Source organism: Pseudonocardia sp. HH130630-07, from assembly GCF_001698125.1.
Taxonomy (GTDB): Bacteria; Actinomycetota; Actinomycetes; order Mycobacteriales; family Pseudonocardiaceae; genus Pseudonocardia.
In genome coordinates, this window is sequence record NZ_CP013854.1 from 341475 (window position 1) to 367262 (window position 25788).

Here is a 25788-nt window from a genome sequence, read left to right on the forward strand (position 1 = left end):
GGTGAACGGGTCCGGGTTCCCACCGGGCCCGGGATCGGCCGCTCGTCGCAGGAAGCACTCTCCTGTCGCATCGACGACAATGCTGTGACCTGGGCCGATGGCGATCCCGCCGCCCGGACGAGTGACGCCTGCGGGTCCGGCCGCCGGGTGGGAGGACGTTCGCGACCGGCGTCGTGGACCGGCCCCGCCGAGGACGGAGAACGCCCGGCCGCCGGCCCCGTTCGGCCCACACCGGCGTCGACGGCGCGTACGGACCCTCACCCGGACCCACGCTTGCCGCGGGCGTCACCGCCGGGGTTGGCTGGTCCCGTGCCCCGACGCCTGCTCACGCTGCCGGTCTGCGCCCTCGCGGTGCTGCTGCTCCTCGGCCTCGCGCCGGCGGCGCTCGCCGCACCCGGTGCGGCGGAGACCCGCGCCGGCACCGCCGAACGGGCCGCCCACGGCGCCGCCGCGGCGGCGACCGCGACCCGCTACGTCGCGCTCGGCGACTCCTACGCGGCAGGGGTCGGCGCGACGCCCGACCCGGCCACCGGCGACTGCCGGCGCAGCGACCGCTCCTACCCGGCCCTGTGGGCGGCGGAGAACTCGCCGGCGTCGTTCACCACGGTGGCGTGCAGCGGCGCCACCAGCGGTGAGGTGGTGACCAAGCAGGTCCGCACGGTGCGGGCGGACACCACCCTGGTCACGATCACGGTCGGCGGCAACGACACCGGGTTCGGCCCGGTGCTGGCGGTCTGCAGCACCGCGCCCGACGACGAGAGCTGCTTCCGCGCCGTCCGCGGCGGGGAGCGGGCCGCCCGCTTCGTCGCGCCCGGCGGCCTGATCTCGACCATCGTCGGCGTCCGGCTGCAGGCGCCGGAGGCGAAGATCCTCGTCCTCGGCTATCCGCGGCTGTTCGACGCCGGCGAGGACTGCGACGTCGCCGGGGTGCCGAACGCCGCCCGCCGCGCCGCGATCAACCGCGGCGCCGACACGCTCAACGCGGCGCTCGCCGACGCGGCCGAGCGGTTCCGCGGCCAGTTCGTCGACGTGCGGGACGCCTTCGAGGGGCACGGCATCTGCAGCTCCGCGCCGTGGATCAACCCGCCCGCGGACCCGGTGACCCCGTCGGTCTACCACCCCACGGCACGCGGCTACGCCGACGGCTACCTGCCCGCGATGACGGCGGCGGTCACCCGCTCCTGAGCGGAGCGTTCGGCGCGACGTCGCCACGCCGTCACCGTCGCGCCACCCGCCGGCCGTCCCGGCAACGGAGGGTCTCACCCGATCGTGTCCCCCCGTCCGGAGGTCTCCCCCGTGCGCCCCGTACGCCGCATGCTCGGCACCGTGCTCCCCGCTCTCCTGGTCCCGGCCGCCCTGCTGGCCGCCACCCCCGCCGCGTTCGCCGATCCCGGTGACGGCGGCCCCCGAACCGAGGTCGTCGCGCACCGCGGGGCGTCCGGCGACGCCCCGGAGAACACCCTCGCCGCCGTCGAGGAGGCGATCACCCAGCGCGCGGACTCGATCGAGGTCGACGTGCAGCGCACCGCCGACGGCGAGCTCGTCCTGCTGCACGACGCGACGCTCGCCCGCACCACCGACGTCGACGACGTCTTCCCGGACCGGGCGAGCGCCCCGGTCGGTGAGTTCACGCTGGCCGAGCTGAAGCAGCTCGACGCCGGATCCTGGTTCGGAGCCGGGTTCGCCGGTGAGCCGATCCCCACCCTCGCCGAGCTCGTCGAGCAGGTCGGCGACCGGGCCGGGCTGCTGATCGAGCTGAAGGACCCGGCGACCTACCCCGGCATCGAGGCCGAGGTCGCCGCCGAACTCGGCGATCCGCGCCCCGGCGTGGTCGTGCAGTCCTTCGACCACGACGCGATGGACCGCTTCGCCGAAGCCGCACCGGAGGTCCCCGCCGGACGGCTCTACGACGCCCGTCCGGGCGCCGCCGAGCTCGACGAGGCCGCCGGTGCGGGCGTCGAGCAGGTCAACCCGAGCTTCCGGGTCACGGACGCGGCGCTCGTCGAGGAGGTCCGGGCCCGCGGGATGCAGACCGGCGTCTACACCGTGAACACCGAGACGGACATGCGCCGGATGCTCGACGCCGGTGTCGACCGGATCATCACCGACCACCCGGGCGTGCTGCGGGACGTGCTCGGCGGCTGACCGGCGGGCTACGGTCTCCCCGTCACGACCGAGGGGAGGACGGGGTGCGCAGGATCCCGCTGCCCGACGTCCTGCTCACCCTGTGTGCCCTGGCCGTCGCCCTGGTGGAGGGCGACCTCTGGCTCGTCTGGGGCGCCTGGCCCTATCTCGTCCAGACCATGGTGTCGCTCGGGCTGGCGGGGGCGCTGCTGGTCCGCCGGATCGCCGTCGCCGGGTCCGCGGTCGCGACGTTCGTGCTGCTGGCCGCCATGGCCGCGAACGTCTGGACGGCACCGGTCGGCACGAGCACCAGCCCGCTGCTGCTCTGCGCGCCGCTGGCCGTGGTCGCGCTGACCCGCTACGGCCGGGCCCGCTGGTGGGGGGTGGCCGGCGTGGTCGTCGCGCTGGCGGGGATCCCGGTGAGCCCGGCGCTGCGGCTCGACCGGGGCGGGACCGACCTGCAGCCGTTCCAGGCGTGGGACGAGCTGGCCTGGATGCTGGCGGCGCACGTCCTCGTCGTCGCCGTCGCCTACCTGTGGGCCCTGCGGCAACGCGAGATCGCCGACCGGCACGCCGCCGAGATCGCCGCGCTGAGGGACCGGGAGGCAGCCCGGGTGGAGCTGGCGACCGCGCGGGAGCGGAACCGGATCGCCCGCGAGGTGCACGACGTCGTCGCACACTCGGTGGCACTGATCCGGGTCGAGGCGGCCACCGGGCTGGAGATCGCGGGGACCGAGCCCGAGCACGCGCGACGGTCCCTCGCGACGATCGCCGAGGTGGCCGGTACCGCGATGACCGATCTCCGCGGGCTGGTCGGGGTGCTCCGGCACCCGCCCGGTGCCGCGGACCGCGCACTCGATCCGGCCGCCACCCTCACCGTCGTGCCCGCCGTGCTCGACCGGGTCCGCGCCGCCGGTCTCGACGTCGACGCCGACGTCCCCGGCGCCGGGGCGCTCGGCGAGCTCGACGACCGGATCGACCCGATGATCCGGCTCGCCGCGGTCCGGGTGCTGCAGGAGGCGCTGACGAACGCGGTCAAGCACGCCGACCACGGCGCCCCGGTGCACGCGATGCTCGCGACGAGCGGGGACGCGCTGCGGATCGCGGTCCGGAACCGGGTCGCGGACGACCCCGCCGGCCCCACCGGCCACGTCGGAGCCGGTCCCGGGCACGGCGTCCCCGGCCTGGCCGAGCGGGTCGGCACCGTCGGCGGCCGGTTCACCGCGGGGCGGGCGGGCGACGACTACGTGCTCACCGCCGACCTCCCGCTCACCGGTGGCGGCCGGTGATCCGGATCGCCGTGGTCGACGACCAGCCGCTGCTGGCGTCGGCGTTCGCCGCCTACCTGGAACGCCAGCCGGACATGACCGTCGTCGGGACGGCCGGGGACGGTGCGCAGGCCCTGGACCTGTGCCGGCGCACCGACGTCGACGTGGCGGTGATGGACCTGCGGATGCCGGTGCTCGACGGCGTCGAGGCCACCCGGGCGCTCACCGCCCGCGGCGAGCGCCCCCGGGTGCTGGTGCTGACCACGTTCGACGTCGACGAGTTCGTGGTCGCGGCCGCGCGCGCCGGTGCGCGCGGCTACCTGCTCAAGGACGCCGAGCCGGTCGAGCTGCTGCGCGCCGTCCGGGCGGTGCACGACGGCCGGGCCGTGCTGGGCGGCACCGAGCCGTCCGAGCTGCTGCGCGCCCACCTGGGGTCCGCCCGTACCGCGGCGGCCCGGCCCCGCTCCGACGTGCTCGCCCGGTTGTCCGAGCGGGAGGTCGAGGTGCTCGCCGAGATCGCCACCGGCGCCAGCAACGCCGAGATCGCCGAGCGGCTGCGCATCGCGGCGACCACGGTGAAGACGCACGTCGGGAACCTGCTCGCCAAGCTCGACTGCCGGGACCGGGTCGCGCTCGTCGTGCTCGCCCACGCCGTGTCCCGCTGATCCTCCCCTGGGAGGAGCCGCTCGGGCGCCGACCGTGCCGTGGGAGGAGGCTGCGGGCGCCGTCCGGCGGCCACACTTCCCGGCCATGAACGATCCGAACGTCCCCGTCGTCCGGTGCGACGGCGTCCGCGCCGTCCGGGGCGGGCGGACCGTCCTCGACGGGATGTCCCTGCAGGTCCGGCCGGGCACCGTCTACGCGCTGCTCGGCCGCAACGGCGCCGGCAAGAGCACCACCTTCCGGGTGCTGCTCGGGCTGCACCGGCCGCGGTCCGGCTCCGTCGAGCTGTTCGGCGCGCCGTGGCGGCGCGCCGCGCTCGCCCGGGTCGGGGCGACCGTCGACGGGCCCGCGCTGTACGAGCACCTCTCCGCTGCGGAGAACCTCCGGGTGCACGCCCTGCTCACCGGAACCCCGCGGGCCCGGATCGGCGACGTGCTCGACCTCGTCGGGCTCGCCGGCACCGGGCGGCGCCGGGCGGCGCGGTTCTCCACCGGGATGCGGGCCCGGCTCGCACTGGGCATCGCACTGCTCGCCGACCCCGCCCTGCTGCTGCTCGACGAGCCGCAGAACGGTCTCGACCCGGAGGGCATCATCGAGCTGCGCGAGCTGCTCCGCGCTCTCGTCGCGGCCGGGCACACCGTGCTGCTGTCCTCCCACCAGCTGGGTGAGGTGGCCCGTACCGCCGACGACGTCGGCGTTCTCGCCGGTGGCCGGCTGGTGCACGAGGGCCCGCTCGCCGGGCTCGCCCCGGACGGCGAGCTGGAACGCGCCTACCTCGCACTCACCCGGCCGGGAGCCGTCGCGTGAGCGGCGGTGCCGTGCTCGCCGCGGAGCTGCTGCGGACCCGGCGCAGCGCAGCGCTCCGGCTCACGCTGGTCGGGCCGGTGGTCTGCCTGCTCGCACTGGCCGGGCAGTACCTCGTGTCGGGGCAGCGGACGTGGAGCGCTCTGCTGCTGTGGCACGTCCCGTACGTGACGACCACCGCCGCGGTGCTGACCGCGCTGCTGGCCGCCTTCGCCGAGCGCCGGGAGCGGCGTGCCCGCACCGGTGGGACGGCGTGGCGAGCGACCCCGGCCCGGGCCCGGCACGCGGCACGGGTGCCGGTGCTCGCCGGCCTGTCCCTGCTGACGAGCGTGCTGGCGTTCCTGCCCTTCGCACCCGCCGGGCTGCTGCTCGGCCTGATCGACCCCCCGGTCGGACGGCTGCTCACCGCGGCGGTCGTGGTCTGGGCCGGCGGGCTGGGCTGGCTCGTCGTCGCGACGGCGCTGGCCCGGGCGCTGGGACCGTGGCCGACGGTCCTCGCCGGGGTGCTGTGGCAGCTCGCCGGCACCCTGGGGGCGGAGTCCGCGGCCTGGTGGGCGCTGCCACCGACGTGGGCCGTACGACCGGTGCTGCCGCTGATCGGGACGCACGCCAACGGGATACCGCTGGAGCCGGGCTCACCGGTGTGGAACTCCCCGGCGATCGGACCGGTGCTGGCCTCGCTGGCGCTGGCGGTGGCCGCGCTGCCGCTCGCGCTCCTCGACGGGGCCCGGCCGGACCGGTGGACTCCGCCGAGCCGGACCGACCGCCGTGGAGCGGCCGGCCGGCACGACCGGAAGGGAAAGCGCCGGATCCGGACAGGACGTCGCGTGGTCACCGGGGCGGCGGTCGGCGGCGGATCGGGCGAGGATGATCGGGCGCGCGGCGTCGTCGCGATGGCGGCCTCGCTGCTCCGGACGGCGATCGGTCCGCTGGCCGGAGCAGCCGGGCTGTTCCTGGCCGGGATCGCGTGGACGTACCCGCCGCGCTACCCGGACGCGGCGTTCGGGCTGGCGGTGCTCCCGGCCGGCGCCGCGGTGCTCGCCGTCGTGGCCTGGCGGGCCCAGGAGCCGGCCTGGCGGATCGTGTGCTCCCGGGCGGCCCGGCCGTGGACCGCCGGGCTGCGGCTGCTGGCCGTGCTGGGCCTGGTCGTCGTCGCGTTCACCGCGGTCACGGCGGCGGTGCTGGCCCTCGACGGCGTGGCCGCACCGACCGTCGCCCTGCGCGTACTGGTGGCGGTGCCGCTCGGGTGGGCGGTCGTCACGCTGACGCTGTGGCTGCACGCGCGCTGGCACGTCGCCGTCGCCCTCGTCGTGGCGTTCCTCGGGACGACCGGCGGCATCGCCTTCGGCGGGAGCGTCCTCGCGACGACCCCGCTGTGGCTGGCCGGTCCCGCGGCCTGGACGTGGTCCGCGGGGACACCGGACCGGGCCGCGGTCGCCGTCGCAGCGTCGCTGCTGGTCACCGCGGTGGCCGGTGCCGGGTTCCTGCGGGCCGCGTCCCGGGCGTGAGCTCCGGCCGGGTCAGAAGTTCCCGGCGATGATCGACAGGCCGGCGAACCCGACGAAGAACACTATCGCCAGGATCAGCAGCCCGACCCCGATCCAGCCGAGCACGATCCCGGCCGTGGCCAGCCCGCCGCCCTGCTCCCCCCGCTCGGCGATCTGCCGCTTCGCGATGTAGCCGAACACCAGCGCGAGGATGCTGCCGACCCAGTACAGCCACAGGATGCCCAGGACGAGCGAGGCGATCGCCATCCCGTTCGTCGGCCGCGGCGGCGGGTAGGCCGGGCCCCAGCCCGGCTGGGGCTGCGGGTACGCGCCGTACGGGCCGGGCTGGGGGTTCGGGCCCTGCGGCGCGTGGCCGGGCGTCCCGGCACCGGTGGCGTACCACGGTCCGGGCTCCGCACCCGCACCCGCCACGGGGCCGGGGCCGGGCGGCGTGGTCGGGATCCACTGGGTCGGCGCCCCCGGGTCGACCCGCGGATCGTCCGGGGTGCCGGACGACGCGGCCGTCGCCTGCGGGCCCGGGTCCGCCGGTGCCGGCGGGTCCTGGGCCGCGGGGACACCAGTCGTCGGGCTCCCCGTCGTCGGGTTCCCGGTCGTCGGGCTCCCGGTCGTCGGGTACTCGGTCGTCGGGCTCCCCGTCGTCGGGTACTCGGTCGTCGCCGGGTCGCCGTCCGGTGCGGCGACCGGCCCGGTCGCGCGGGTCGCACCGTCGTCGGCCCCGAGATCCTGCGCCTGCTCGCCGTACCCGCCCGGCGTGCGGCCGGTGCTGGTCGTGTCGTCCCCCGGGGTACCGCTCGGCCGGGGGTTCCGGTCGTCGTCACTGCTCACGCCCACACCGTGCACGGTCACCGGCCCGCACACCACTCCGGCACGCGGGCGGAGCGCCCGCACCACCCGACCCGGCACCTCCCGGGGCGACCGGAGTCACCCCCGGGAAGATCGACCTACCGCGGGTGACGGCGCCCTCACGGACCTAGAATCGCGGGGGGACGGACCGATCGCTCCGGTCGGACGGGTGGAGGAACCTCATGACGGCTGTGCGGCGGTGGACGCTGCTCCTCTCGGCACTGACGGTGTCGGTGGTGCTCGCGGGCTGCGGCGACTCGCTGGCCACCCAGTCCGGCACCTCCCGCCCGGCGACCACCACCGAGGCCCGGGCCACCACCCCGTTCTGCGAGGCGGTCCAGGCCAACCAGGACGCCGTGCGCCCGCTCGGCGGGATCGCCGTCGGCGGCCGGGTGGAGGACGTCGCGCAGCTCGTCGCGAACGTCCGGCGGACCAACCAGCAGGTGACCGCGCTGGCCCCGCAGGAGATCCGGGGCGACTTCGACCGGGCCAACCAGCTGGTCGAACGCCAGCTGGTGGCGCTGGAGAACAGTGGCGGCGACTCGATGGCGGTGGCCCGCGACCCGGAGATCGCCCGCGCCCGCAGCGACCCCGAGTACCAGGCCGCCTCGCAGCGGATCTCCGACTACGTCCGGTCGAACTGCGACGTCTGACCCCCGTCGAGCACGACCGGGTTGCGGTCCCGCCAGCCGAGGTAACGGTCGGCCTCGGTGAGCAGCGCGCCGCCCAGCCACATGGCGACCACCGCGTCGTCGGCCAGGCCGAACACCGACAGGAACATCTCCGGCACGATGTCGACCGGGGACACCAGGTAGGCCAGCGCCAGCAGGAACGTCGCCATCCGCCCCTTGCCCAGGTGCGGATAGGTGCCCCGCCAGGCGTCACCGACCATCGACGGGACGGCGCGGAGCCGGGCGGCCGGACCGGGTTCACCGGGGCGGCCCCGGCGGGTCAGCGCCCGGAACAGCGCGGTGAACGCGGCCGTGCGACCGGCCCGTCGGGACGTGGCGGATGCAGCGCTCATGCCAGGGTCAACGCACCGGCGGGCGCGGACGTTCCCGGGTGGCCCGCTCCTAGGTAGGGCGTGTCTCCCAATGCGCGGAGCCAGGTGACGATCGCCTTCAGGACGGCGCCGCCGCGGAAGGTCAGGGCGAGCTTGTCGTAACGGGTGGCCAGCCCGCGCCACTGCTTGACGTGGCAGAACCCGCACTCGACGACGTTGCGGTTTCGGTAGTCGACCGGATCGAATGCGGGCGGTCGGCCACCGCGTGAGCCCCGTCGTTTGCGGTGTCCCTGCTGGTCAGAGGGCTCCGGAATGACAGCGATGATCCGGCGCTCGCGCAGGTGCCGGCGGATCGCGCGTGAGGAGTAGGCCTTGTCCGCGCGCACGCGTTCAGGCCGGGTCCGGGGTCGTCCCGGGCCCGGTCGGGCGATGCTCAGGCGCGCCATCAGGTGCGGAAACATTGGCGAGTCGCCGCCCTGGCCGGGGCCGAGGAGGACCACCAGCGGGCGGCCGTGCCCGTCAACGAGCTGGTGGATCTTCGTCGACAGCCCTCCGCGGGACCGTCCCAGCGCGTGATCTGCTGGTTCGGCGAGCAGATTCGTGTAGTTCGATCCGGCCCCCTGTGTCGCGCTTGAGGGTCGCGGCGTGCTGGTGGGCACGGATGATCGTGGAGTCCACGCTGACCGCCCACCCGAGCACCTCGGCGGCGTCGGCCTCGACCAGAAGAGCAGCCAGGATGTGGTCCCAGGTGCCGTCGCCGCTGTAGCGGCGGTGCCGCTTCCACAACGTCTGCCACGGCCCGAACTCGGCTGGGACGTCGCGCCAGGGAAGCCCGCACCGATACCGGTAGATGATCCCCTCGAGCACCCGGCGGTCATCGCGGAACGGGCACCCGCGACGACCCTCGGAGGAGGGCAACAGCGGCGCCAGACGGGCCCACTGGACATCAGTCAGGACAGCGGTACGCGGCACCGATCAAGCATCGCGCACCCCGCTCCGCCTATCTGGGAGACACGCCCTAGTGCGACGCGAGGTAGATGTCGCGGAGCACCCCGGCCTCGGTGCCCATCTCGGCGAGCCGCTGCTTCACGACGTCGCCGATGCTGATCATCCCGCAGAGCCGGCCGTCCCGGACCACCGGGAGGTGCCGGTGCCGCCACCGGTTCATCGTCGCCATGACCTCGGTGACCGGATCGTCCGGGCTGCAGGTGACGACGTGCCGGGTCATCACGTCGGCGACGGTCAGCCGGGTCAGCCCGGCGCCGTCGGTCGCGAGCCGCCGCACGATGTCGCGCTCGGAGATGATCCCGTCGACCCGCTCGCGGAACCCGTCGTCGGACACCACCAGCGCACCGATCGCCGGTGGCCCGGCGAGCCGCGCGGCGGCCTCACCGACCGTGCTCCACGACAACACGGTGTGCACCGTGTCGCCCTTGATCCGCAGGATGTCGGACACCTTCATCGGACGCTCCTTCCGTGGGACCGGACACCACCGAGTCTCCGCCCGACGCGATAGTTGTGCAAGCTAAGAAGCTGTGCGGCGCACCGCCTTGCGGGCGACGAGGGCCGCGGCCACGGCGGCGACCGCCCCACCCGCGAACGGGGCGGCCGAGCGGGCCATCTCCCCCGCCCGGTCCACCAGCGCGGCCCGCCGGAGCGCGACCCCCGCACGGAACCGGTCCAGGCTCGCGCGGAGCTCGACCGCCGCACGCACCACGTGGTCGTCACGCCCGTCCGCACGGGCGTCGAGCCGGTCCCGCAGCCGTGCGGCGGACACCTCCGTCAGGTCGAGCCGTTCCGCCGGTGCCTCGTCCGCCTGTGCCCGTCGTCCCACGACGCCCCCTCCTGACCGATGCCCGGATCCGTGCCCACCTGCACGAACAGTGAACCGCGACGACGGCGGCGCAGCCAGTCGGCGGGCCGTCGAGCCGTCGGCTGCCCAGATTTCCGACAGATCTCGTTGCAACGATGAGCAGTCGCGATATATCGTGATGGCACACGAGCCGATCGAAGAGGAGGCTCACGACGAGAGGACACCCGTCATGACCACGCACGACACGCCCTGGGGCCCGCCGTTCGCACGCGGCTTCCGGCGGCACCGCTCCCGGGCCCGTTCCGGTCCCGGCCCCGCCGCTCCCTGCGGCCCCGAGGAGGCATTCATGGACAACGACGAGCACGAGCACGACGAGCACCGCGGCCGTCGGCCGCACCGCGGCGGGCCGCACGGCCGGGGCCGCGGCTTCGGGCCCGGCGGACCCTTCGGCCCCGGCGGGTTCGGGCCGGGCGGGTTCGGCCCGGGTGGCCCGTTCGGCCCCGGCGGCCCCTTCGGCCCCGGTGGCTTCGGGCCCGGCGGCCCGCGCGGCTTCGGCCGCCGTGGCCGGCGCACCGCACGCGGTGACGTCCGGTCGGCGGTGCTCGCCGTCGTCGCGGACGGCCCGCGGCACGGCTACGAGATCATCCAGGAGATCACCGCACGCTCCGGCGGCCGGTGGAAGCCGAGCCCCGGCTCCGTCTACCCGATGCTGTCCCAGCTCGAGGACGAGGGGCTGGTCCGCTCGGAGCAGACCGACGGCCGCCGGGTCGTCCACCTGACCGACGAGGGCACCCGCCACGTCGAGGAGAACCGGGCCACGCTGGACGCGGTCTGGGCACCCTTCGCCGGCGACGGCGAGTCCTCCGACGAGCCGTCCGACGGGCTCGGCGAGGAGCTCGCGAAGCTCGTCGCCGCGGCCCAGCAGGTCGCCGCGGCCGGCAGCCCGGAGCAGATCGCCTCGGCCTCCGAGGCCCTGACCGAGGCGCGCAAGGCGCTCTACCGGCTGCTGGCCGAGTGAGCGGCCGGCGGTCGTGACCGCAGGTGAGTCCCGGGGCCCGGCGCGGCGATCCGCCCGCCGGGCCCCGGGCGTACCCGGGCCCGCCCGGCCGGATCAGGACAGCTGGCGGCGCCGCCGGTTGCGGCGCAACGCCTCCCGCAGCGGCGGGACGACGGTGCCCTCGGCCGCCAGCACCCGGCGCGCCTTGCGCCGCGCGCCGAGCACCGCGAACGTCGTGACGGCCCAGATCGGGAACTGCACGAGCCAGGCGACCCGGAACGCCTCCGGGGTGTAGCCGCCCGCGATCCCCAGCACGGCGCCCACCAGCAGCGTCGTCGTCAGCGATGCGGTGAACCCCCCGACGTTGACGATGCCGACCGCCGTCCCGCGGCGGTGCTCGGGGTTGAACGTGCGGGCGTAGTCGAAGCCGACGGCCGAGCACGGGCCGTTCGCCGCGAGCACGACCACCAGCAGGACCAGCAACCAGGACGGCGCGGGCGGCGGCACCAGCAGCACCACCCCCCAGACCAGCGCGGTCGCCCCGATCACCGCCAGCACCAGCCAGGACCGGCGCAGCGGGTGCCGGGCCGTGAACTCGCCGAACAACGGTCCGACGACGGCCCCGGCCAGCACGAGCACGGTGAGCATCACCGAGGCACCGGCCGGGCTCATCCCCTGCCCGGCGACCAGGTACGGCACCCCCCACAGCAACGCGAACACCTGGCCGGAGAACGTGGGTCCCGGCGTGCGACCACAGCCCGAGCCGGGTCCCCGGGTGCCGCCAGGCCGCGACCAGGCCGTCGAGCACCTCGCGCGGGCTCATCGCCGCGGCCGGCGGCGGCGCGCCGGGCGGCCGGTTCCGGAACCCGGCGAGCACCGCGACCGCGGCGATCACCCCGGTGCCGGCGGCGGCGAGGAACGCGGGACCCCAGCCCCAGCCGTGCAGGACGGTCGCGAGCGGCACCGCGGACAGCACCTGCCCGAACTGACCGAGCAACGCCGTCAGCTGCGTCATCAGTGGCACGCGACGGGCCGGGAACCACACCGACAGGACCGACAGCACCGAGATGAAGGTCAGCGCGTCACCGACGCCCACCAGCACCCGGGCCGCCACCGCCAGCGGCAACGAGGTCGCCAACGCCACCATGACCTGCGCGGCCGTCATGGTCAGCGCACCGGTCAGCACCATCGCGCGCGCCCCGAACCGGTCGAGCAGCAGCCCGACCGGGACCTGCAGCAGCGCGTAGACGAGCAGCTGGAGCACGAGGAAGCCGGCGAGCACCGTCGGCGACGCGTCGAACCGGTCCGCCGCGTCCAGCCCGGCCACACCGAACGAGCTGCGGTGCAGCACCGCGACCGTGTAGGCGACGAGACCGGCTGACCAGACGAGGTAGGCGCGCTGCGACGTGTGCATGACGGAACCCCATGCTCCACGACCCGGCCGCCGCACGGGCCCGTCACCGACGCGGCTCACACCGACGCGGGTCACACCGCGCGCCCGGGCCGAGCACCGGGCGGGGACGGTGCACCGCCGGATAGGGTCGGCGGGCACGCCACGACACGGAGGACGCCGGTGCTCGATCCCGCACAGCTCTACCAGGTCGACCCGTCCGCACCACGGCTCGACGAGCCGGTGCTCGTCGTCGTGCTGGACGGGTTCGTCGACGCCGGCAGCGCCGGGGCGCTCGCGGTCGGGGCGCTCACCGACGAACGCGAGACGACGCCGGTCGCGTCCTTCGACGTCGACCAGCTCATCGACTACCGGTCCCGCCGCCCCCCGCTGCGCTTCGAGACCGACCACTGGGCCGACTTCGACCCGCCGACGCTGGACGTCGTCGCGCTGACCGACACCGGGGAGACCAGCTACCTGCTGCTCGCGGGGCCGGAACCGGACAGCCAGTGGGAGCGGTTCGTCGCCGCGGTCGGCCTGCTCGTCGAACAGCTGGGGATCCGGCTGGTGGTCACCCTGCAGGGCATCCCGATGGCCGTCCCGCACACCCGCCCGATCGGCGTCACGGCGCACGCGACGCGGTCCGAGCTCGTCGAGGGCCACTCCCCCTGGTTCGCCAGCGCGGACGTCCCGGGCAGCGCCGCGGCGCTGCTGGAGTACCGGCTCGGCCAGGCCGGGCAGGACGCGATGGGCTTCGCCGTGCACGTCCCGCACTACCTGGCGCGCTCGGCCTACCCGCAGGCCGCCCGGGTGCTGCTGGACCACGCCGGTCTCGCCGCCGGCCTGTACCTGCCCACCGAGACGCTGACCAGGGCCGCCGAGCAGGCGGACACCGAGATCTCCGAGCAGATGGCGGAGTCCGACGAGGTCACGCAGGTGGTGAAGGCCCTCGAGGAGCAGTACGACCAGGTGGCCGCGGCCCGCGAGTCCGGGGACCTGACCGACGGGCTGGACGGCGGCGAGCTGCCCAGCGGCGACGAGCTGGCCGCCGAGTTCGAGCGGTTCCTCGCCGCGGGCGGCGACGACAAGCCCGGCGGCAAGTCCGGGCGCGACGACGAGCCGCCGCACGAGCCGCCCGCGCCGGCCTGACCGGGCCCGCCGCCCTCGGCGGCGATCAGAGCAGGTCGAGGGCGGCGGACACCACGGCGTCGGCGTCGAGGCCGTGGTGGGCGTACACCGACGCGAGGTCCCCGGACTGGCCGAACCGGGACACCCCGAGATGTGCGGCCGGCACCCGGTTGATCCCGGCCAGGAACGCCAGCGTGTGCGGGTGCCCGTCGAGCAGGGTGAGGAGCGGCGCCGCCCGGCGGGCCGGGAACGCCGACTCCAGGACCCACGGCTGTGCCTGCGGCCGGGCCGGGCGCCCGGCCCGGGCCTGGACGGCGTCGAACAGCAGCCCGGGAGCCGTCACGCAGACGACGTCGACGGCGTGCCCGTCCGCCGTCAGCCGGTCGGCCGCGGCGAGCGCCTCGGTCAGCAGCGGGCCCATCGCCGCGATCGTCAGGTCCGGAGCACCCGCGGCACGGCGCAGCGGGTAGGCGCCGGCGACGACCTGGCGGCGGCGCCGCTCCCGGGCGGCCGGGTCCGCCGGGATCGCGGCGAGCGTCTGGTCCACCGGACGGGTCGAGAGCCGCAGGTACGCCGACGTCCCGTCCGGGCGGCCCAGCCGGGCCAGCGACGCCAGCAGGGTCCACTCGACGTCGATCGCGAACGCCGGCTCGTAGGTCACGCACCCCGGCTGTTCCAGCCCGACCGACGGCGTCGTGATCGACTGGTGCGCCCCGCCCTCGGCGGCCAGCGACACCCCGGACGGTGTCCCCACCAGGATGGACTGGCCGCCGGCGTAGATGCCGAACGACCACGGCTCCAGCGCGCGCTCGACGAACGGGTCGTAGAGCACCCCGATCGGCAGCAGCGGCTCGCCCCAGCGCGACCAGGTCGCGCCCAGCTCGCCGAGCGCGCCCACCAGGTTGCCCTCGGCGATGCCCAGCTCCAGGTGCTGGCCGGTCGGGCGCTCGCGCCAGTGCAGGATCGTCTCGGGATCGTCGTCGAACCAGTCCCGGCGCTCGGCCGTCGACCAGACGCCCACCTTGTTGACCCAGCCGCCGAGGTTCGTCGACGACGACACGTCCGGGCACAGCGTCACCACCCGGCCCGCCGCACCGGGCGCCTCCCGGGTCAGGTCGAGCAACGCCCGGCCGAGCGCCGCCTGCGTGGTGGCCCGGCCGGACGGGGTCCGGCCGATGTCGGTGGGCAGCTCCGGGACCTGCGGGGTCACCACCGGGTCGCGGTGCAGCAGGCGGGCCGTCTCCGCGCAGCGGCGGGCCGCCGGCGAGCCCTCCGGGAGCGGCCGCCAGGGGTCCTCGGCGTCCGCGCCGACTGCGGCCGCCAGCTCGCGCAGCTGCGCGGCGTCGAGGATCGAGCCGTGGTTCTGCGGGTGCCCCGCGCTGGCCAGGCCGTGGCCCTTCACGGTGTAGGCCAGTACGACCGTGGGGCGCCCGTCGTCGATCCGCCCGAACGCCTCGGAGAGCGCGTCGATGTCGTGGCCGCCCAGGTTGCGCAGCGCGGCGAGCAGCGTCGCGTCGTCCAGCGTGGCGACCAGCTCGGCCAGTCCGGCGTCGCCGTCCGGGAGCCGGTCCCGGACCTCGGCGGCGTCGCAGCGCAGCAGCCGCTGGTACTCCGGGTTGCCCATGGTGTCGATCCGGGTGCGCAACGCCTCGCCGCCGGGGCGGGCGAAGAGCTCGTGCAGCAGCCGCCCGTACTTGACGGTGAGCACCTGCCAGCCGGCCGCGGCGAACATGCCCTCGATCCGGGGCGTCCCGATGGTGGGCACGACCCGGTCGAGCGACTGCCGGTTGAGGTCGACGACCCACACGACCTCGCCGAGCTCGGCGACCATCGGGTCCAGGATCGCCTCCCAGACCGCGCCCTCGTCCAGCTCGGCGTCACCGACCAGCGAGTACTGCCGGCCGTGCGCGCCGTCGGCACCGCCGAAGTGGGCCGAGACGTACCGGCGGGCCAGCGCGCCCCAGATCGGGGCCGTCGCGCCGATGCCGACCGAGCCGGTGGAGTAGTCGACCGGATCGGGGTCCTTGGACCGTGACGGGTAGGACTGCAGCCCGCCGAACCCCCGCAGCGTGCCCAGGTAGGACTCGTCCAGCTCGCCGAGCAGGTGGTTGATCGCGTGCAGCACCGGCGACGCGTGCGGCTTGACCGACACCCGGTCCTCCGGGCGCAGGTGCCCGAACCAGAGCGCCGTCATGATCGTGACCAGCGAGGCGGACGACGCCTGGTGCCCGCCCACCTTCAGCCCGCTCGGGTCCCCCCGGCGGTTCGCCGCGTCGATGATCGCGGTGGACAGCCAGAGCACCCGCCGCTCGATCTCGGCGAGCACCTCCCGGTCGTCGGCCGGGATCGGGGTGTCGGCGGGGGCCGTGCTCATGCGGGGTCTCCAGCTTCGTCGCCGCGGCGCAGGTTGCACCGCCAGCCCACCACCACCTACGACGTCTGCACAACCGATCCGCTCGGTACCGGGCAGACTGTGCAACACGGAGCGGTCCCCACGACGAGAGGCGAGCAGAGTGCGCACCGGCGACGACGACGATGCCGGCCCCGCCGGCGGTACCGGCGGCAGCGACCGGGCCGGCCCCGCCGGTGACCGGCACGCGCCGCCGCGGGGCGACCTCGACGGCCACGACGCGCGGCTCCTGCTCGCGCTCGCCGAGGACCCGCGCGCGCCGGTCCTCGCGCTGGCCGAGCGGATCGGGCTGTCCCGCAACACCGTGCAGGCCCGGCTGGCCCGGCTCGACCGGCTCGGCGCGCTGGCGCCCTTCGAGCGGCGGGTCGATCCGGTCGTGCTGGGCTACCCGCTGGCGGCGTTCGTCATGGTCCGGGTGGTGCAGCGTGAGCTGACCGCGGTCGCGGACGCGCTGGACCGGGTCCCGGAGGTGCTGGAGGTGCACGGCATCTCCAGCGACGAGGACCTGCTGGTGCACCTGGTGGCCGCCGACGCCGACGACCTCTACCGGATCGCCGGCGCCCTGCTCGCGATCCCCGGGGTGGAGCGGACCTCGACGTCGCTGGTGATGCGTTCACTCGTCGGTTTCCGCACCGCCCCCCTGCTGCGCAGGCTGGCGCAGGGCGCCGTTCACCCGGGTCGCCTACGGTCGCCCCGATGAGCGGTTACGACGCGGACTTCCTCGGTGTCCCGGCACCGATGCCCGCCGCCCCCGGCGTCGCGACGGTGCGGCTGGACTACACCCACTTCTCGACCCTGCACCGGCCGGACCGCCGGCTCGCCGCGGCCACCGCCGTCGCGATCGACGGCGCGTCCCTGCGCGACCTGGAGCGGTCCGACGACTGGCGGCTCGACGACCGCCTGCCCGCGGAGCAGCAGGCCGGGCCGGAGATCTACTCCGGCAACGACCTCGACCGCGGGCACCTGGTGCGGCGGGCCGACCCGGTGTGGGGCGACCCCGCCGAGGCGGAACGGGCCAACTCCGACACCTTCCACTACACCAACGCGGCCCCGCAGGCGTCGTCGTTCAACCAGGACCGCGAGCTGTGGCTGGGCCTGGAGGACTACCTGCTGGACAACGCGGGCGACCACGACCGCAGGCTCGCTGTGTTCACCGGCCCGGTGCTGGCCGCCGACGACCCGGAGTACCGGGGGCTGCGCGTGCCGCGGGCGTTCTGGAAGATCGGCGGGTTCCGCACCGGTGGCGCGCTCGGCACCACCGGCTACCTGCTCGACCAGACCCCGCAGCTCGGTGACCTGCAGGCCGATCCGGAACCGCCGCCGCTCGGGCCGTTCCGGACCTTCCAGGTCCCGGTCGCCCGGATCGCCGAGCTGACCGGTCTCGATCTCGGCCCGCTGCTCGCCGCGGACCGGATGGCCGTCCCGGAACCGGTGCCCGCGGCGACGGCCGGCCGCGCGGTGCGCCTGCGCTCCTACGCGGACATCACCGGGCTGAAGAGCGCACGACTACGGTCCGGGGAGTGACCGACCTGCTCCCCAGCACCCAGCGCGTCCTGCTCGCCCGCGTCGCCCGCGCCCAGCGCGACGGGCGGGTCCCGTCCCTGGTCGCGGGCGTCGTCCGGGACGGCGGCCTGGCCTGGCACGCCGGCCGGGGCGCGCTGCCGGCCGGCGCCGGGACCGACGACGTCCAGTACCGGATCGGCTCGATCACCAAGACCGTCTGCGCGGTCACCGTGCTGCGGCTGCGTGACGAGGGGCTGCTCGACCTCGACGACCGCCTGGAACGGCACCTGCCCGGCACCCCGCTCGGCGACCGCACGATCGGCCAGCTCCTCGCGCACCTCGCCGGCGCCGGCTCGGAGAGCCCCGGTCAGTGGTGGGAACGCGCACCCGGCGGATCCCTGGAGGAGCTGGGCCTGTCCGACGCCGACCGGGTGCTCCCCGCCGCCCGCCGGTTCCACTACTCCAACCTCGGCTTCGGGCTGCTCGGCGAGCTGGTCGCCCGCCGCCGCGGCGCGCCGTGGTCCACCGTCGCGCGGGACGAGGTGCTGCTGCCGCTGGGCATGACCCGCACCTCGCCGCGCCCGCAGGCCCCGGCCGCGGCCGGGCTCGCCGTGCACCCGTGGGCCGAGCTGACCCTGCCCGAGCCGGAGCACGACGCCGGGGTTATGGCGCCGGCCGGGCAGCTCTGGTGCACCGCCCGCGACCTGGCCCGGCTCGGCGCGTTCCTGCTCGGTGACTCCGGCCCGGTGCTCGCGCCCGAGACCGTCGAGGAGATGACGCTGCCCGCGGGCATCGACTCGTCGTCGCCGGTCTGGGCCGGGTACGGCCTCGGTGTCCAGGTGCTGCGGGTCGAGGACGCCACGCTCGTCGGGCACGGCGGCTCGATGCCGGGCTTCCTCGCCGGGCTCTGGGTCGACCGTGCCGAGGGCACCGGCGCGCTGGCGCTGGGCAACACCACGGCGGGCCTGGACTCCGGTCTCGCGGCCCGGCTGCTCGCCGACCTGCGCGCGGCCGAGCCGCGGATCGTCGACGCCTGGGCGCCCGAGCCGTCGCCGGTCGACCCGGCGCTGCTCGGACCGTGGTTCTGGGGCCCGTCGCCCTACGCGCTGCGGGCGGTGCCGGGCGGGCTGCTGCACCTCGGCGGGCTCGGCCGGCCGGGGCGGGCCTCCCGGTTCCGCCCGGGCCCGGACGGCAGCTGGATCGGCCTCGACGGCTACTTCGCCGGGGAGACGCTGCGGATCGCCACCGACCACCTGTGGCTGGCCTCGTTCGTCTTCACCCGGACGCCGTACCCGGCGCAGGCGCCGGTACCGGGCGGCGTCGACGAGGCGGGCTGGCGTCCGTAAAATCGGACATATCAGACTCCATGCGCGGCGATACCGAATCGCAACAGAGGTGTGCACCGCTCTGACCTGCAATGACCGTTCTGCGTGGTCCACTCCGTCACGACACCGTCGGGGGGTTTACCTACACTCCCCGCAACGACGTGCGCACGCATGACCGTTGCTCTACCGGAGGGGGGAAGCGTCCGTAGGGGCGTGACCTGTCATGACACAGGCTGAACCACGAGCGGAGTCCGGCGAGGCCGGAGCCGCGGGCGGTCGGTCACGTACCGACTGGACGATCTTCGGGGTGGGCGCGGCCGTCGCCGCACTCTTCCTGCTGTGGGGGCTCATCTCCCCCGACAGCCTGGGCGCCGCGTCGAGCGCCATGCTCGACGGGCTGATGCGCGGCGGCGGGTGGGGCTTCATCCTCGCCGCGACCGGTTTCGTCGCGTTCGCGCTGTTCCTCGCGTTCAGCAAGTTCGGCCGGATCAAGCTCGGCACCGACGACGAGAAGCCCGAGTTCCGCACGGTCTCCTGGATCGCGATGATGTTCTCCGCCGGCATGGGCATCGGGCTCATGTTCTTCGGCGTGAACGAACCGCTCACCTTCTTCACCTCGCCGCCGCCCGGCTCCGCCGAGCCGGAGTCGATCGCCGCGCTGCAGGTGTCGATGGCGACCTCGCTGTTCCACTGGACCCTGCACCCGTGGGCGATCTACGCCGTCGTCGGCCTCGCCATCGCCTACTCCACCTTCCGCAAGGGCCGCCGCCAGCTCATCAGCCAGGCCTTCGTCCCGCTCATCGGCAGGCGCGCCGCCGAGGGCGGCGTCGGCAGGACCATCGACATCCTCGCCATCTTCGCCACCCTGTTCGGCTCCGCCGCCTCACTCGGCTTCGGCGCCTACCAGATCGGCGGCGGCATGCAGACCGTCGGCTGGGTCGACGGCCAGGTCGGCGCCCCCGTCCTCGCCGCCGTCATCGTCGTGCTCACCGCCGCGTTCGTCCTCTCGGCGGTCTCCGGCGTCGCCCGCGGCATCCAGTGGCTGTCCAACACCAACATGGTGCTCGCCGCGCTGCTCACCGTGTTCGTATTCGTCGTCGGCCCGACGGTGATCATCCTCGACCTGATCCCGACCACCATCGGTGCCTATTTCTCGCAGTTCTTCGAGATGGTCGGCCGCACCGAGGCCGTCGGCGGCGAGCCCATGCTCGAGTGGCTCTCCGGCTGGACGGTCTTCTACTGGGCCTGGTGGATCTCCTGGACGCCGTTCGTCGGGATGTTCCTGGCCCGGATCTCCCGGGGCCGCACCATCCGGGAGTTCGTCGGCGGCGTCATCCTCGCCCCGAGCCTGGTCTCGCTGGTCTGGTTCTGCGTGTACGGCGGCACCGCCATCACCCAGGTCCAGCAGAACACCACCGAGTTCTCCGACGACTCCAACGTCCAGCTGTTCCAGATGCTGGCCGCCTACCCGTGGGCGACCTTCACCGGCCTGCTGGTCATGCTGCTGGTGGCGATCTTCTTCGTCTCCGGCGCCGACGCCGCGTCCATCGTCATGGGCACGCTGTCCCAGCGCGGCACCATCGAGCCCAGCCGCTGGGTGGTGATCTTCTGGGGTTCGGTCATGGGTGCGGTCGCCGTGCTGATGCTCGTCACCGGCGGGGAGAACGCACTCGACGGGATCCAGAACCTGACGATCCTGGTCGCCGCGCCGTTCGTGGTGATCATGGTGCTGCTGTGCTTCGCGCTGTACAAGGACCTCCGCCGTGACCCGGTGATCCTGCGCGAGCTGAAGGGCGCCGAGGTCATCGAGCAGGCGGTGGACTGGGCCACCGACAAGCACGGCGACGACTTCTACGTGAAGGTCGGCGTGTTCCCGAAGGACTACTCCGAGGAGCCGTCCGACAACGGGTACGCCAACGGTCCCGGTACCGGCCCCGGTTACACGATGACCGAGCCGGGCGAGGGCCCGTCGGCGTCCGAGGAGTCCGACGGGACGGACTCCGGGGACAAGGACGCGGGCCCGGCCGGGAGCACCGGCGACGGGGCCGCTCCGGCCCGCAAGGACAGCCCGGTCGGCGGCGACTGACCGGTAGCGTCCGCAGCAGACACGGCGGCCGGGTATCCCTGCGGGGATGCCCGGCCGCCGTCGTCGGTACGGGTGCTCCCGGACCGGCACCCGGCGGTGCGGGACACGCCGGGGAGCAGTGGACGGACCCGGACGGGCGGTGACACGGCGTCGACGCACGGTGAGTGGTGGGGAGTGACCCGCGCCCGTCCCGCTCGTTGCACCACAGGGGCTCCCGGTGTCCGGGGGCCCGCCCGCGCGGGAGATCATCACGGGTGGCGGCACCGGGGACGGAAGCCGGTAGTGGATCACCACCCCCTGACCGATCGGATGGAGGGACCTGACACAGTGGGTCGAATGCGTCTCGTGTTCACCCCCGGGGACGACCAGGGGTACGCCGAGGCCCGGAGCCGCCTGCTGGAGCAGTTCCTCGTCTGGGCGCGGCGTCGCCGCGTCGAGGTCGACACCGCGCTGGTCGCGGCGGCCGTCGACTACAAGTACGCCCGGGACCGCCGGCTGGGCCGGTGGACCCGCGCCCACGTCGCCGACGCACTCGGTATGTGGTTCCCCCGCAAGGTGACGGTGCTGGAACCGGACGACGTCGCACCGGCGTTCCACGCCCTCATCGACTTCCTCACCGAGCACGACTGGTTCGATCCGCAGTCCGCCCCGGCGGACGCGCTGCACCGCCAGGTGCTCGACTCCACCCCCGCGTTGCACGACGGCCTGGCCGACGAGCGCAACTACGACCTCGGCAAGTTCTGGGGCGTGCAGCTCCACCGCAACGGGGTGGACCCGGCGGACCCGTCGGCCGTGCAGCGCTTCCTGGACCGGGCGGGGACCGGCGAGGCCGACGTCGACCGGCTCGCGCTCGCCGAGATCATGCGCCGGGACGCCGAGCGCCCCGCGCGCCCCGAGTGGAGCCCGGAGCTGCCGCCGGTGCCGATGCCCGGCGCCGCCGCGCTCGTGGAGGCCGCCGAGCGCTCCGACGCGCTGGACCAGTTGCGCAAGCTGACCGTCTGGGTCCGGGCCGGGCGGAGGCTGACCTCCGACGGCCGTCTCGATCGCGCGGACGCCCTCGATCTCGCCGCCCACCTGCAGCTCGACCACCTCTACCGGGAGACCGCCCGCACCAGCGACGACCTGCCCGAGGTCTCGTTGCTGCTGCGGTGGGCGCGGGCCGCCCGCCTGGTCCGCGTGGTCCGGGGCCGGCTGCTGCCGGTCAAGACCGCGGGCCCGTTGCTGAACCGGCCGATCGAGCTGTGGCGACGGGTGTTCGAGTCGGTCGGCCGCCTGGGCGACAACCTCGGTGGCACCGACGTCTTCGGAGCGCCCTCGCTGTTCGGCATGTCGATGTCCGAGGCGTTCCCGATGCTCTGGGTCGGGCTCTACGCCGCCGGTGGCGGCCCCGTCCCGCTGGAGCACTTCCACCGCCAGGTCCGCGACACCGTCAACGACGACGCCGGCTGCGTGGTCGACGACCTCGCGGGCGACGTCGAGCAGCGGCTCTGGCGCCGCGACGTGACCGCGTTGCTCGACGCCTGCGAGCTGCTCGGCGCGATCGAGCTGAGCGAGACGCTCGACGCCGACGAGCTGGACGACCTCTCGCAGGTGGCGCACCGCGACGATCCGGACCCGACGGTCGTCGCGCTCACCCCGATGGGGCTCTGGGCCGTGCACGAGTACCTGCTGGAGCAGGGCATGCACGTCCCCGCACCCGGCGAGCTGGCCGAGGAGGACCTGGAGTACGTCTGCGTCCGGATGGCCGGCGTCCGGCGTGAGGTCGCCGAGACGGAGCTGGCCGCCTGGGCGCAGGCCCGGGAGCCCGGGGCCGCGGTCCGCGAGCTCGACCGGTTCCTGCGCCGCTGCGAGGTCCCCGCGCACCGGGTCCTGGCGATGCACGCGCTGGCCGCGACCGGCCCGGCCGGCCGGGCCGTGGCGGCGCGGCACCGGCTCCACCTCGCCGAGGCGGGTCCGGCCGGATCCGGCCGCCCGCCGGCCCTGCGGGACCCGGCGGGGGGCCGGGCCGCGGCACCGCACCCGCGGTCGGCCGTGCGGCACAATCTCGAGCCCGCGGGCTGAGGCCCGCGCCCGGTCACATCTGCAGGACGACCTTCCCGGTGACCGTGCGCTCGTCGATCCGGGCCAGCGCCGTCGGGGCCTCGTCGAGCGCGAACCGCTCGCTGACGACGGGATCGAGCGCACCCGAACGCAGGTGCGGGAGCAACGCGTCCCACCCGGCCCGGGTGAACCCGTCCCGGTCCAGGGCGTAGGCGCCCCAGCCGACGCCGCGGACGTCGGTGTTGCCCAGCAGCAGCCGGTTCACCTTCACGGTCGGGATCTCGCCCGCCGTGAAGCCGACGACCATCACCCGGCCCAGCGGGGCGAGGCTGCGCAACGAGTCGGTGAACCGGTCACCGCCGACCGGGTCGACGACCATGTCGACGCCGGCCCCGCCGGTGAGCTCCCGGACGGCGTCCTTGAACCCCTCGACGCCGACGGCGTGCGCGGCACCGGCCCGCCGGGCCACCTCGGCCTTCGCCTCGGTCGAGGTGACACCGATGACCGTGGCCCCCAGCGCGGCGGCCAGCTGGATCACCGCGGTACCGATCCCGCCGGCGGCCCCGTGCACCAGCACCGTCTCCCCCGGCTGCAGCCCGCCCCGGGTGACCAGCGTGAAGTGCGCGGTCAGGTAGTTCATCGGCAGGCACGCACCGGCCGCGAACCCGACCTCGTCGGGCAGCGGCAGCACGGAGCCCTCGGGTACCGACACGATCTCGCCGAACATCCCGGACAGGGCGAACGCGGCGACCCGGTCGCCCGGGGCGAGGCCGCTGTCCGGCCCGGCCTCGCGCACCGTGCCCGCGCACTCCGAGCCCAGCACGAACGGCGGCTCCGGCCGGATCTGGTAGAGCCCGCGGGTCATGAGGACGTCCGGGAAGTTGACCCCGGCCGCCGCGACGTCGACGAGGACCTCGCCGTCACCGCGGACCGGCGGGTCCACCTCGTTCAACCGGACCGCTGAGGGCCCCTCCAACTCGACGACCTGCACTGCGCGCACGTGCTCTCCCCTGCTCCGTCGACGGCGGTGTCACCGCCATCGAATCACGGGAGCGGGCAGCGTGCGGGCGGGCTAGACGGGCTGCGCGTCGCCGTAGCGCGGGGTGCGCGTCTCGCTGAGCGACTCGCACAGTTCGGACAACCGCTGGTCGATCCGGTCCTGCACGCGTTCCAGCGCGTCCAGCTCCAGCATCAGGTCCAGGGCGTCCCGGCCGCGGTCGACGCCGGACAGGGTCCGTTCCAGCTCGGCGCGGCGTTCCACGGTGCGGCGACGGCAGGAGTCGGCGGTCGCCTTGTGGGCGGCGAGCCGGGCCCTCGCGTCGTCGGCCAGGTCGGTGCCGCCGGACACCGAGGCCACTCGTTGCTCCAGCAGGTGCGGGTTCACGTCGATGCTCTCCCGGGGTCGGCGTGGTGGGTGCGCGTCGTCTCGGCGGCGGTCACCGTGACCGCCGCCACACCCACGCTAGCCGATCCGCGTGTGCCACGCATCACACCGATGCCGGACAGACGAACGCCCGGGCGTCACGGCGAGGACACCCGGGCGTGCGGTGGTGGTGCGGTCCGGCTCAGTCGCCGCGTCGCGGACGCGGGATGAGCTCGGCCGGCGTGCGCCGCCGCTCGGCGACCTGGTCGGTGGTGAGGTGGAAGTGCCCGCGCCGGGAACGCCGGCACAGGTAGGCGCGCTGCGAGCGGCCACCGAGGGCCTCCAGCTCGCGGGCCGCGCACTCGGCGGCGTCCCGGTCCGGGTAGATGACCTTGCCGTCGCTGCCGGCGGCGCCACCGGGACCGAAGCGCTCGCGCTCCTCCATCTCGCGCCGCCCCGGGCGGCACACCTCCGGCCGGCCGGAGCGCATGAGCCGGGCGTACCGGGCCAGCACCCGGCCGCGGTCGGCATCGGCGACACCGGGGCCCGACGGCAGGGTCTCGACCGAGCGGCGCGCGGCCGGGATCAACCCCGGGTGCACCGCCGGTGCGCTGTCGAACTGCCCGTTCATCTCGCCTCCACGTCGCCGTCACTTGTGGATCGCTGACGCCATCCTGCCTCGTTACCGGCCGCCGTGGAGTAGCACGATCGTGTCATACGCCACTTTCCGGCAACCCGATGCGGTGACGGACCGTCACTCACCCTACGTCCCGACGCCTGTCCCCGGCCGCTCGTCGCGGCTCCCGCCGGCCCGTCACCCCTGCGGGTACGACCGCTGGTTCATCGCTGTACCGCCGTTCGGCTGCACGTACTCTGAGGCACCGGTCCGGCGTGACATGGGTCACGCCTCGGCGGCGAGCGTCGCGCTCCGCAGGCCGGATCCGCGAGCAGCCGGGGGGCGGGACGATGGCGATCCAGGCCGACACGGGGGTGGGCAGCGGCGTCGGCGGACCGCGCTGGGACGACGTGTTCACCCCGTCCGACCTGACGGCCGGCGTGTTCGACGTGCGCTGGGACCTCCGCCCCCGGGTGCGCCGCTGGCTGGCCGGGCAGAACCTGCCGTTCGCCTCGGGCCGCGAGACCCACCGGCCGGCGATCGACGCGTGGGCCCTGCTCGACGGCGGCGTCGTCGCGGTGTCCGCCGTGACGCTGCCCGGCGGAGGACCGGGACCGGGACCGGTGACGCCCCCCGGCGTCCTCTCGCCGCTGCTCGAACCGGGCATGCGGGTGATCGGGTACCGGACGTTGCGGCTGCTCATCGCCCGGCTCGGCCTGCCCGGCCCGACGCAGCCGCTGCCCGGGGAGCACCGGGACGTCCCCGGCCTGATCGACGACCTCTTCGACACCCGCCGTCCCGACGCGACGGCCGTGGAGCAGGCCGAACTGCTCGCCACCTGCACCGACCGGTCGAGCCTGCGCTGGGTGGTCACGGCGCTGCGGCCCTGACCACGGCCGGACCG

26 protein-coding genes and 1 pseudogene are annotated in these 25788 nt (G+C 75.1%); 15 read left to right on the forward strand and 12 right to left on the reverse strand.

What is annotated here, in order from left to right:
- Positions 1-309: 309 nt before the first annotated feature.
- From AFB00_RS01655 to AFB00_RS01680, 6 genes are all read left to right on the forward strand, one after another.
- Complete coding sequence (locus AFB00_RS01655; RefSeq protein WP_197519716.1) at positions 310-1185, forward strand: SGNH/GDSL hydrolase family protein; 876 nt, start codon at positions 310-312, stop codon at positions 1183-1185.
- A 111-nt stretch (positions 1186-1296) separates the two neighbouring features.
- Positions 1297-2145, forward strand: a complete 849-nt coding sequence (locus AFB00_RS01660; RefSeq protein WP_068795732.1) for a glycerophosphodiester phosphodiesterase — start codon at positions 1297-1299, stop codon at positions 2143-2145.
- A gap of 44 nt (positions 2146-2189) precedes the next feature.
- A complete protein-coding gene (locus AFB00_RS01665; protein ID WP_068795733.1) occupies positions 2190-3413 on the forward strand; it encodes a sensor histidine kinase in 1224 nt (407 codons plus the stop codon).
- A complete protein-coding gene (locus tag AFB00_RS01670) occupies positions 3410-4057 on the forward strand; it encodes a response regulator (RefSeq protein WP_068795734.1) in 648 nt (215 codons plus the stop codon). The genes AFB00_RS01665 and AFB00_RS01670 overlap by 4 nt, the downstream gene beginning before the upstream one ends.
- An 85-nt stretch (positions 4058-4142) precedes the next feature.
- Positions 4143-4862 (forward strand): ATP-binding cassette domain-containing protein, encoded by a 720-nt coding sequence (locus AFB00_RS01675; RefSeq protein ID WP_068795735.1) that lies wholly within the window; start codon positions 4143-4145, stop codon positions 4860-4862.
- A complete protein-coding gene (locus AFB00_RS01680; RefSeq protein ID WP_068795736.1) occupies positions 4859-6367 on the forward strand; it encodes a hypothetical protein in 1509 nt (502 codons plus the stop codon). The genes AFB00_RS01675 and AFB00_RS01680 overlap by 4 nt, the downstream gene beginning before the upstream one ends.
- A gap of 12 nt (positions 6368-6379) precedes the next feature.
- Here the strand turns inward: AFB00_RS01680 and AFB00_RS01685 are convergent, their stop codons facing one another.
- A complete protein-coding gene (locus AFB00_RS01685) occupies positions 6380-7192 on the reverse strand; it encodes a DUF4190 domain-containing protein (RefSeq protein WP_156819326.1) in 813 nt (270 codons plus the stop codon).
- A 200-nt stretch (positions 7193-7392) separates the two neighbouring features.
- Between AFB00_RS01685 and AFB00_RS01690 the strand changes: the two genes are divergently transcribed.
- Positions 7393-7863: a hypothetical protein gene (locus AFB00_RS01690; RefSeq protein WP_156819327.1), complete on the forward strand. Its 471-nt coding sequence runs from the start codon at positions 7393-7395 to the stop codon at positions 7861-7863.
- Here the strand turns inward: AFB00_RS01690 and AFB00_RS01695 are convergent.
- The 5 genes from AFB00_RS01695 to AFB00_RS01715 form a co-directional block, all read right to left on the reverse strand.
- On the reverse strand, positions 7836-8234 hold the full coding sequence (locus AFB00_RS01695) for a YkvA family protein (protein ID WP_068795739.1): 399 nt from the start codon (positions 8232-8234) through the stop codon (positions 7836-7838). The genes AFB00_RS01690 and AFB00_RS01695 overlap by 28 nt on opposite strands.
- The gene (locus tag AFB00_RS35920; protein ID WP_442965883.1) at positions 8231-8809 is read right to left on the reverse strand and encodes an IS5 family transposase; all 579 of its coding nucleotides are present in this window, start codon (positions 8807-8809) and stop codon (positions 8231-8233) included. The genes AFB00_RS01695 and AFB00_RS35920 overlap by 4 nt, the downstream gene beginning before the upstream one ends.
- On the reverse strand, positions 8733-9185 hold the full coding sequence (locus AFB00_RS35925; RefSeq protein WP_083276061.1) for an IS5 family transposase: 453 nt from the start codon (positions 9183-9185) through the stop codon (positions 8733-8735). The genes AFB00_RS35920 and AFB00_RS35925 overlap by 77 nt, the downstream gene beginning before the upstream one ends.
- Positions 9186-9231: 46 nt before the next feature.
- Positions 9232-9675 carry a CBS domain-containing protein gene (locus tag AFB00_RS01710; protein WP_068795742.1) on the reverse strand — a complete coding sequence of 148 codons (444 nt, stop codon included), beginning with the start codon at positions 9673-9675 and terminating at the stop codon, positions 9232-9234.
- A gap of 63 nt (positions 9676-9738) precedes the next feature.
- Positions 9739-10047, reverse strand: coding sequence for a hypothetical protein (locus AFB00_RS01715; RefSeq protein WP_068795743.1), 309 nt, complete (start codon positions 10045-10047; stop codon positions 9739-9741).
- 208 nt (positions 10048-10255) lie between these two features.
- Here AFB00_RS01715 and AFB00_RS32870 point away from each other — a divergent pair, with 208 nt between their 5' ends.
- On the forward strand, positions 10256-11044 hold the full coding sequence (locus tag AFB00_RS32870; RefSeq protein WP_068795744.1) for a PadR family transcriptional regulator: 789 nt from the start codon (positions 10256-10258) through the stop codon (positions 11042-11044).
- A gap of 93 nt (positions 11045-11137) precedes the next feature.
- On the opposite strand, the gene AFB00_RS33810 is transcribed toward AFB00_RS32870, so the two are convergent.
- Both AFB00_RS33810 and AFB00_RS35930 read right to left on the reverse strand, forming a co-directional pair.
- Positions 11138-11743, reverse strand: a complete 606-nt coding sequence (locus AFB00_RS33810) for an MFS transporter (RefSeq protein ID WP_197519717.1) — start codon at positions 11741-11743, stop codon at positions 11138-11140.
- A gap of 112 nt (positions 11744-11855) precedes the next feature.
- Positions 11856-12437: pseudogene (locus AFB00_RS35930) on the reverse strand (MFS transporter); the annotation flags it as partial.
- 159 nt (positions 12438-12596) lie between these two features.
- Here AFB00_RS35930 and AFB00_RS01730 point away from each other — a divergent pair.
- On the forward strand, positions 12597-13562 hold the full coding sequence (locus AFB00_RS01730; RefSeq protein WP_068795745.1) for a proteasome assembly chaperone family protein: 966 nt from the start codon (positions 12597-12599) through the stop codon (positions 13560-13562).
- Between the two features lie 25 nt (positions 13563-13587).
- Here AFB00_RS01730 and AFB00_RS01735 read toward each other — a convergent pair whose 3' ends face one another.
- Positions 13588-15915, reverse strand: a complete 2328-nt coding sequence (locus AFB00_RS01735; RefSeq protein ID WP_068795746.1) for a transketolase-like TK C-terminal-containing protein — start codon at positions 15913-15915, stop codon at positions 13588-13590.
- 139 nt (positions 15916-16054) lie between these two features.
- Here AFB00_RS01735 and AFB00_RS01740 point away from each other — a divergent pair, with 139 nt between their 5' ends.
- From AFB00_RS01740 to AFB00_RS01760, 5 genes are all read left to right on the forward strand, one after another.
- A complete protein-coding gene (locus AFB00_RS01740) occupies positions 16055-16651 on the forward strand; it encodes an Lrp/AsnC family transcriptional regulator (protein WP_083275181.1) in 597 nt (198 codons plus the stop codon).
- On the forward strand, positions 16648-17475 hold the full coding sequence (locus AFB00_RS01745; RefSeq protein WP_068795747.1) for a DNA/RNA non-specific endonuclease: 828 nt from the start codon (positions 16648-16650) through the stop codon (positions 17473-17475). The genes AFB00_RS01740 and AFB00_RS01745 overlap by 4 nt, the downstream gene beginning before the upstream one ends.
- A complete protein-coding gene (locus AFB00_RS01750) occupies positions 17472-18800 on the forward strand; it encodes a serine hydrolase domain-containing protein (protein ID WP_068795748.1) in 1329 nt (442 codons plus the stop codon). Before AFB00_RS01745 ends, AFB00_RS01750 begins: the two co-directional genes overlap by 4 nt.
- A 202-nt stretch (positions 18801-19002) precedes the next feature.
- The gene (locus tag AFB00_RS01755) at positions 19003-20865 is read left to right on the forward strand and encodes a BCCT family transporter (RefSeq protein ID WP_231974163.1); all 1863 of its coding nucleotides are present in this window, start codon (positions 19003-19005) and stop codon (positions 20863-20865) included.
- A 336-nt stretch (positions 20866-21201) separates the two neighbouring features.
- Complete coding sequence (locus AFB00_RS01760) at positions 21202-22926, forward strand: hypothetical protein (protein ID WP_068795750.1); 1725 nt, start codon at positions 21202-21204, stop codon at positions 22924-22926.
- A gap of 13 nt (positions 22927-22939) precedes the next feature.
- On the opposite strand, the gene AFB00_RS01765 is transcribed toward AFB00_RS01760, so the two are convergent.
- From AFB00_RS01765 to AFB00_RS01775, 3 genes are all read right to left on the reverse strand, one after another.
- Complete coding sequence (locus tag AFB00_RS01765; RefSeq protein ID WP_068795751.1) at positions 22940-23905, reverse strand: NADPH:quinone oxidoreductase family protein; 966 nt, start codon at positions 23903-23905, stop codon at positions 22940-22942.
- Between the two features lie 72 nt (positions 23906-23977).
- On the reverse strand, positions 23978-24289 hold the full coding sequence (locus AFB00_RS01770; RefSeq protein WP_068795752.1) for a hypothetical protein: 312 nt from the start codon (positions 24287-24289) through the stop codon (positions 23978-23980).
- 181 nt (positions 24290-24470) lie between these two features.
- Positions 24471-24899 carry a hypothetical protein gene (locus AFB00_RS01775; RefSeq protein WP_068795753.1) on the reverse strand — a complete coding sequence of 143 codons (429 nt, stop codon included), beginning with the start codon at positions 24897-24899 and terminating at the stop codon, positions 24471-24473.
- 335 nt (positions 24900-25234) lie between these two features.
- Between AFB00_RS01775 and AFB00_RS01780 the strand changes: the two genes are divergently transcribed.
- Positions 25235-25774 (forward strand): hypothetical protein, encoded by a 540-nt coding sequence (locus AFB00_RS01780; protein WP_068795754.1) that lies wholly within the window; start codon positions 25235-25237, stop codon positions 25772-25774.
- Positions 25775-25788 lie beyond the last annotated feature (14 nt).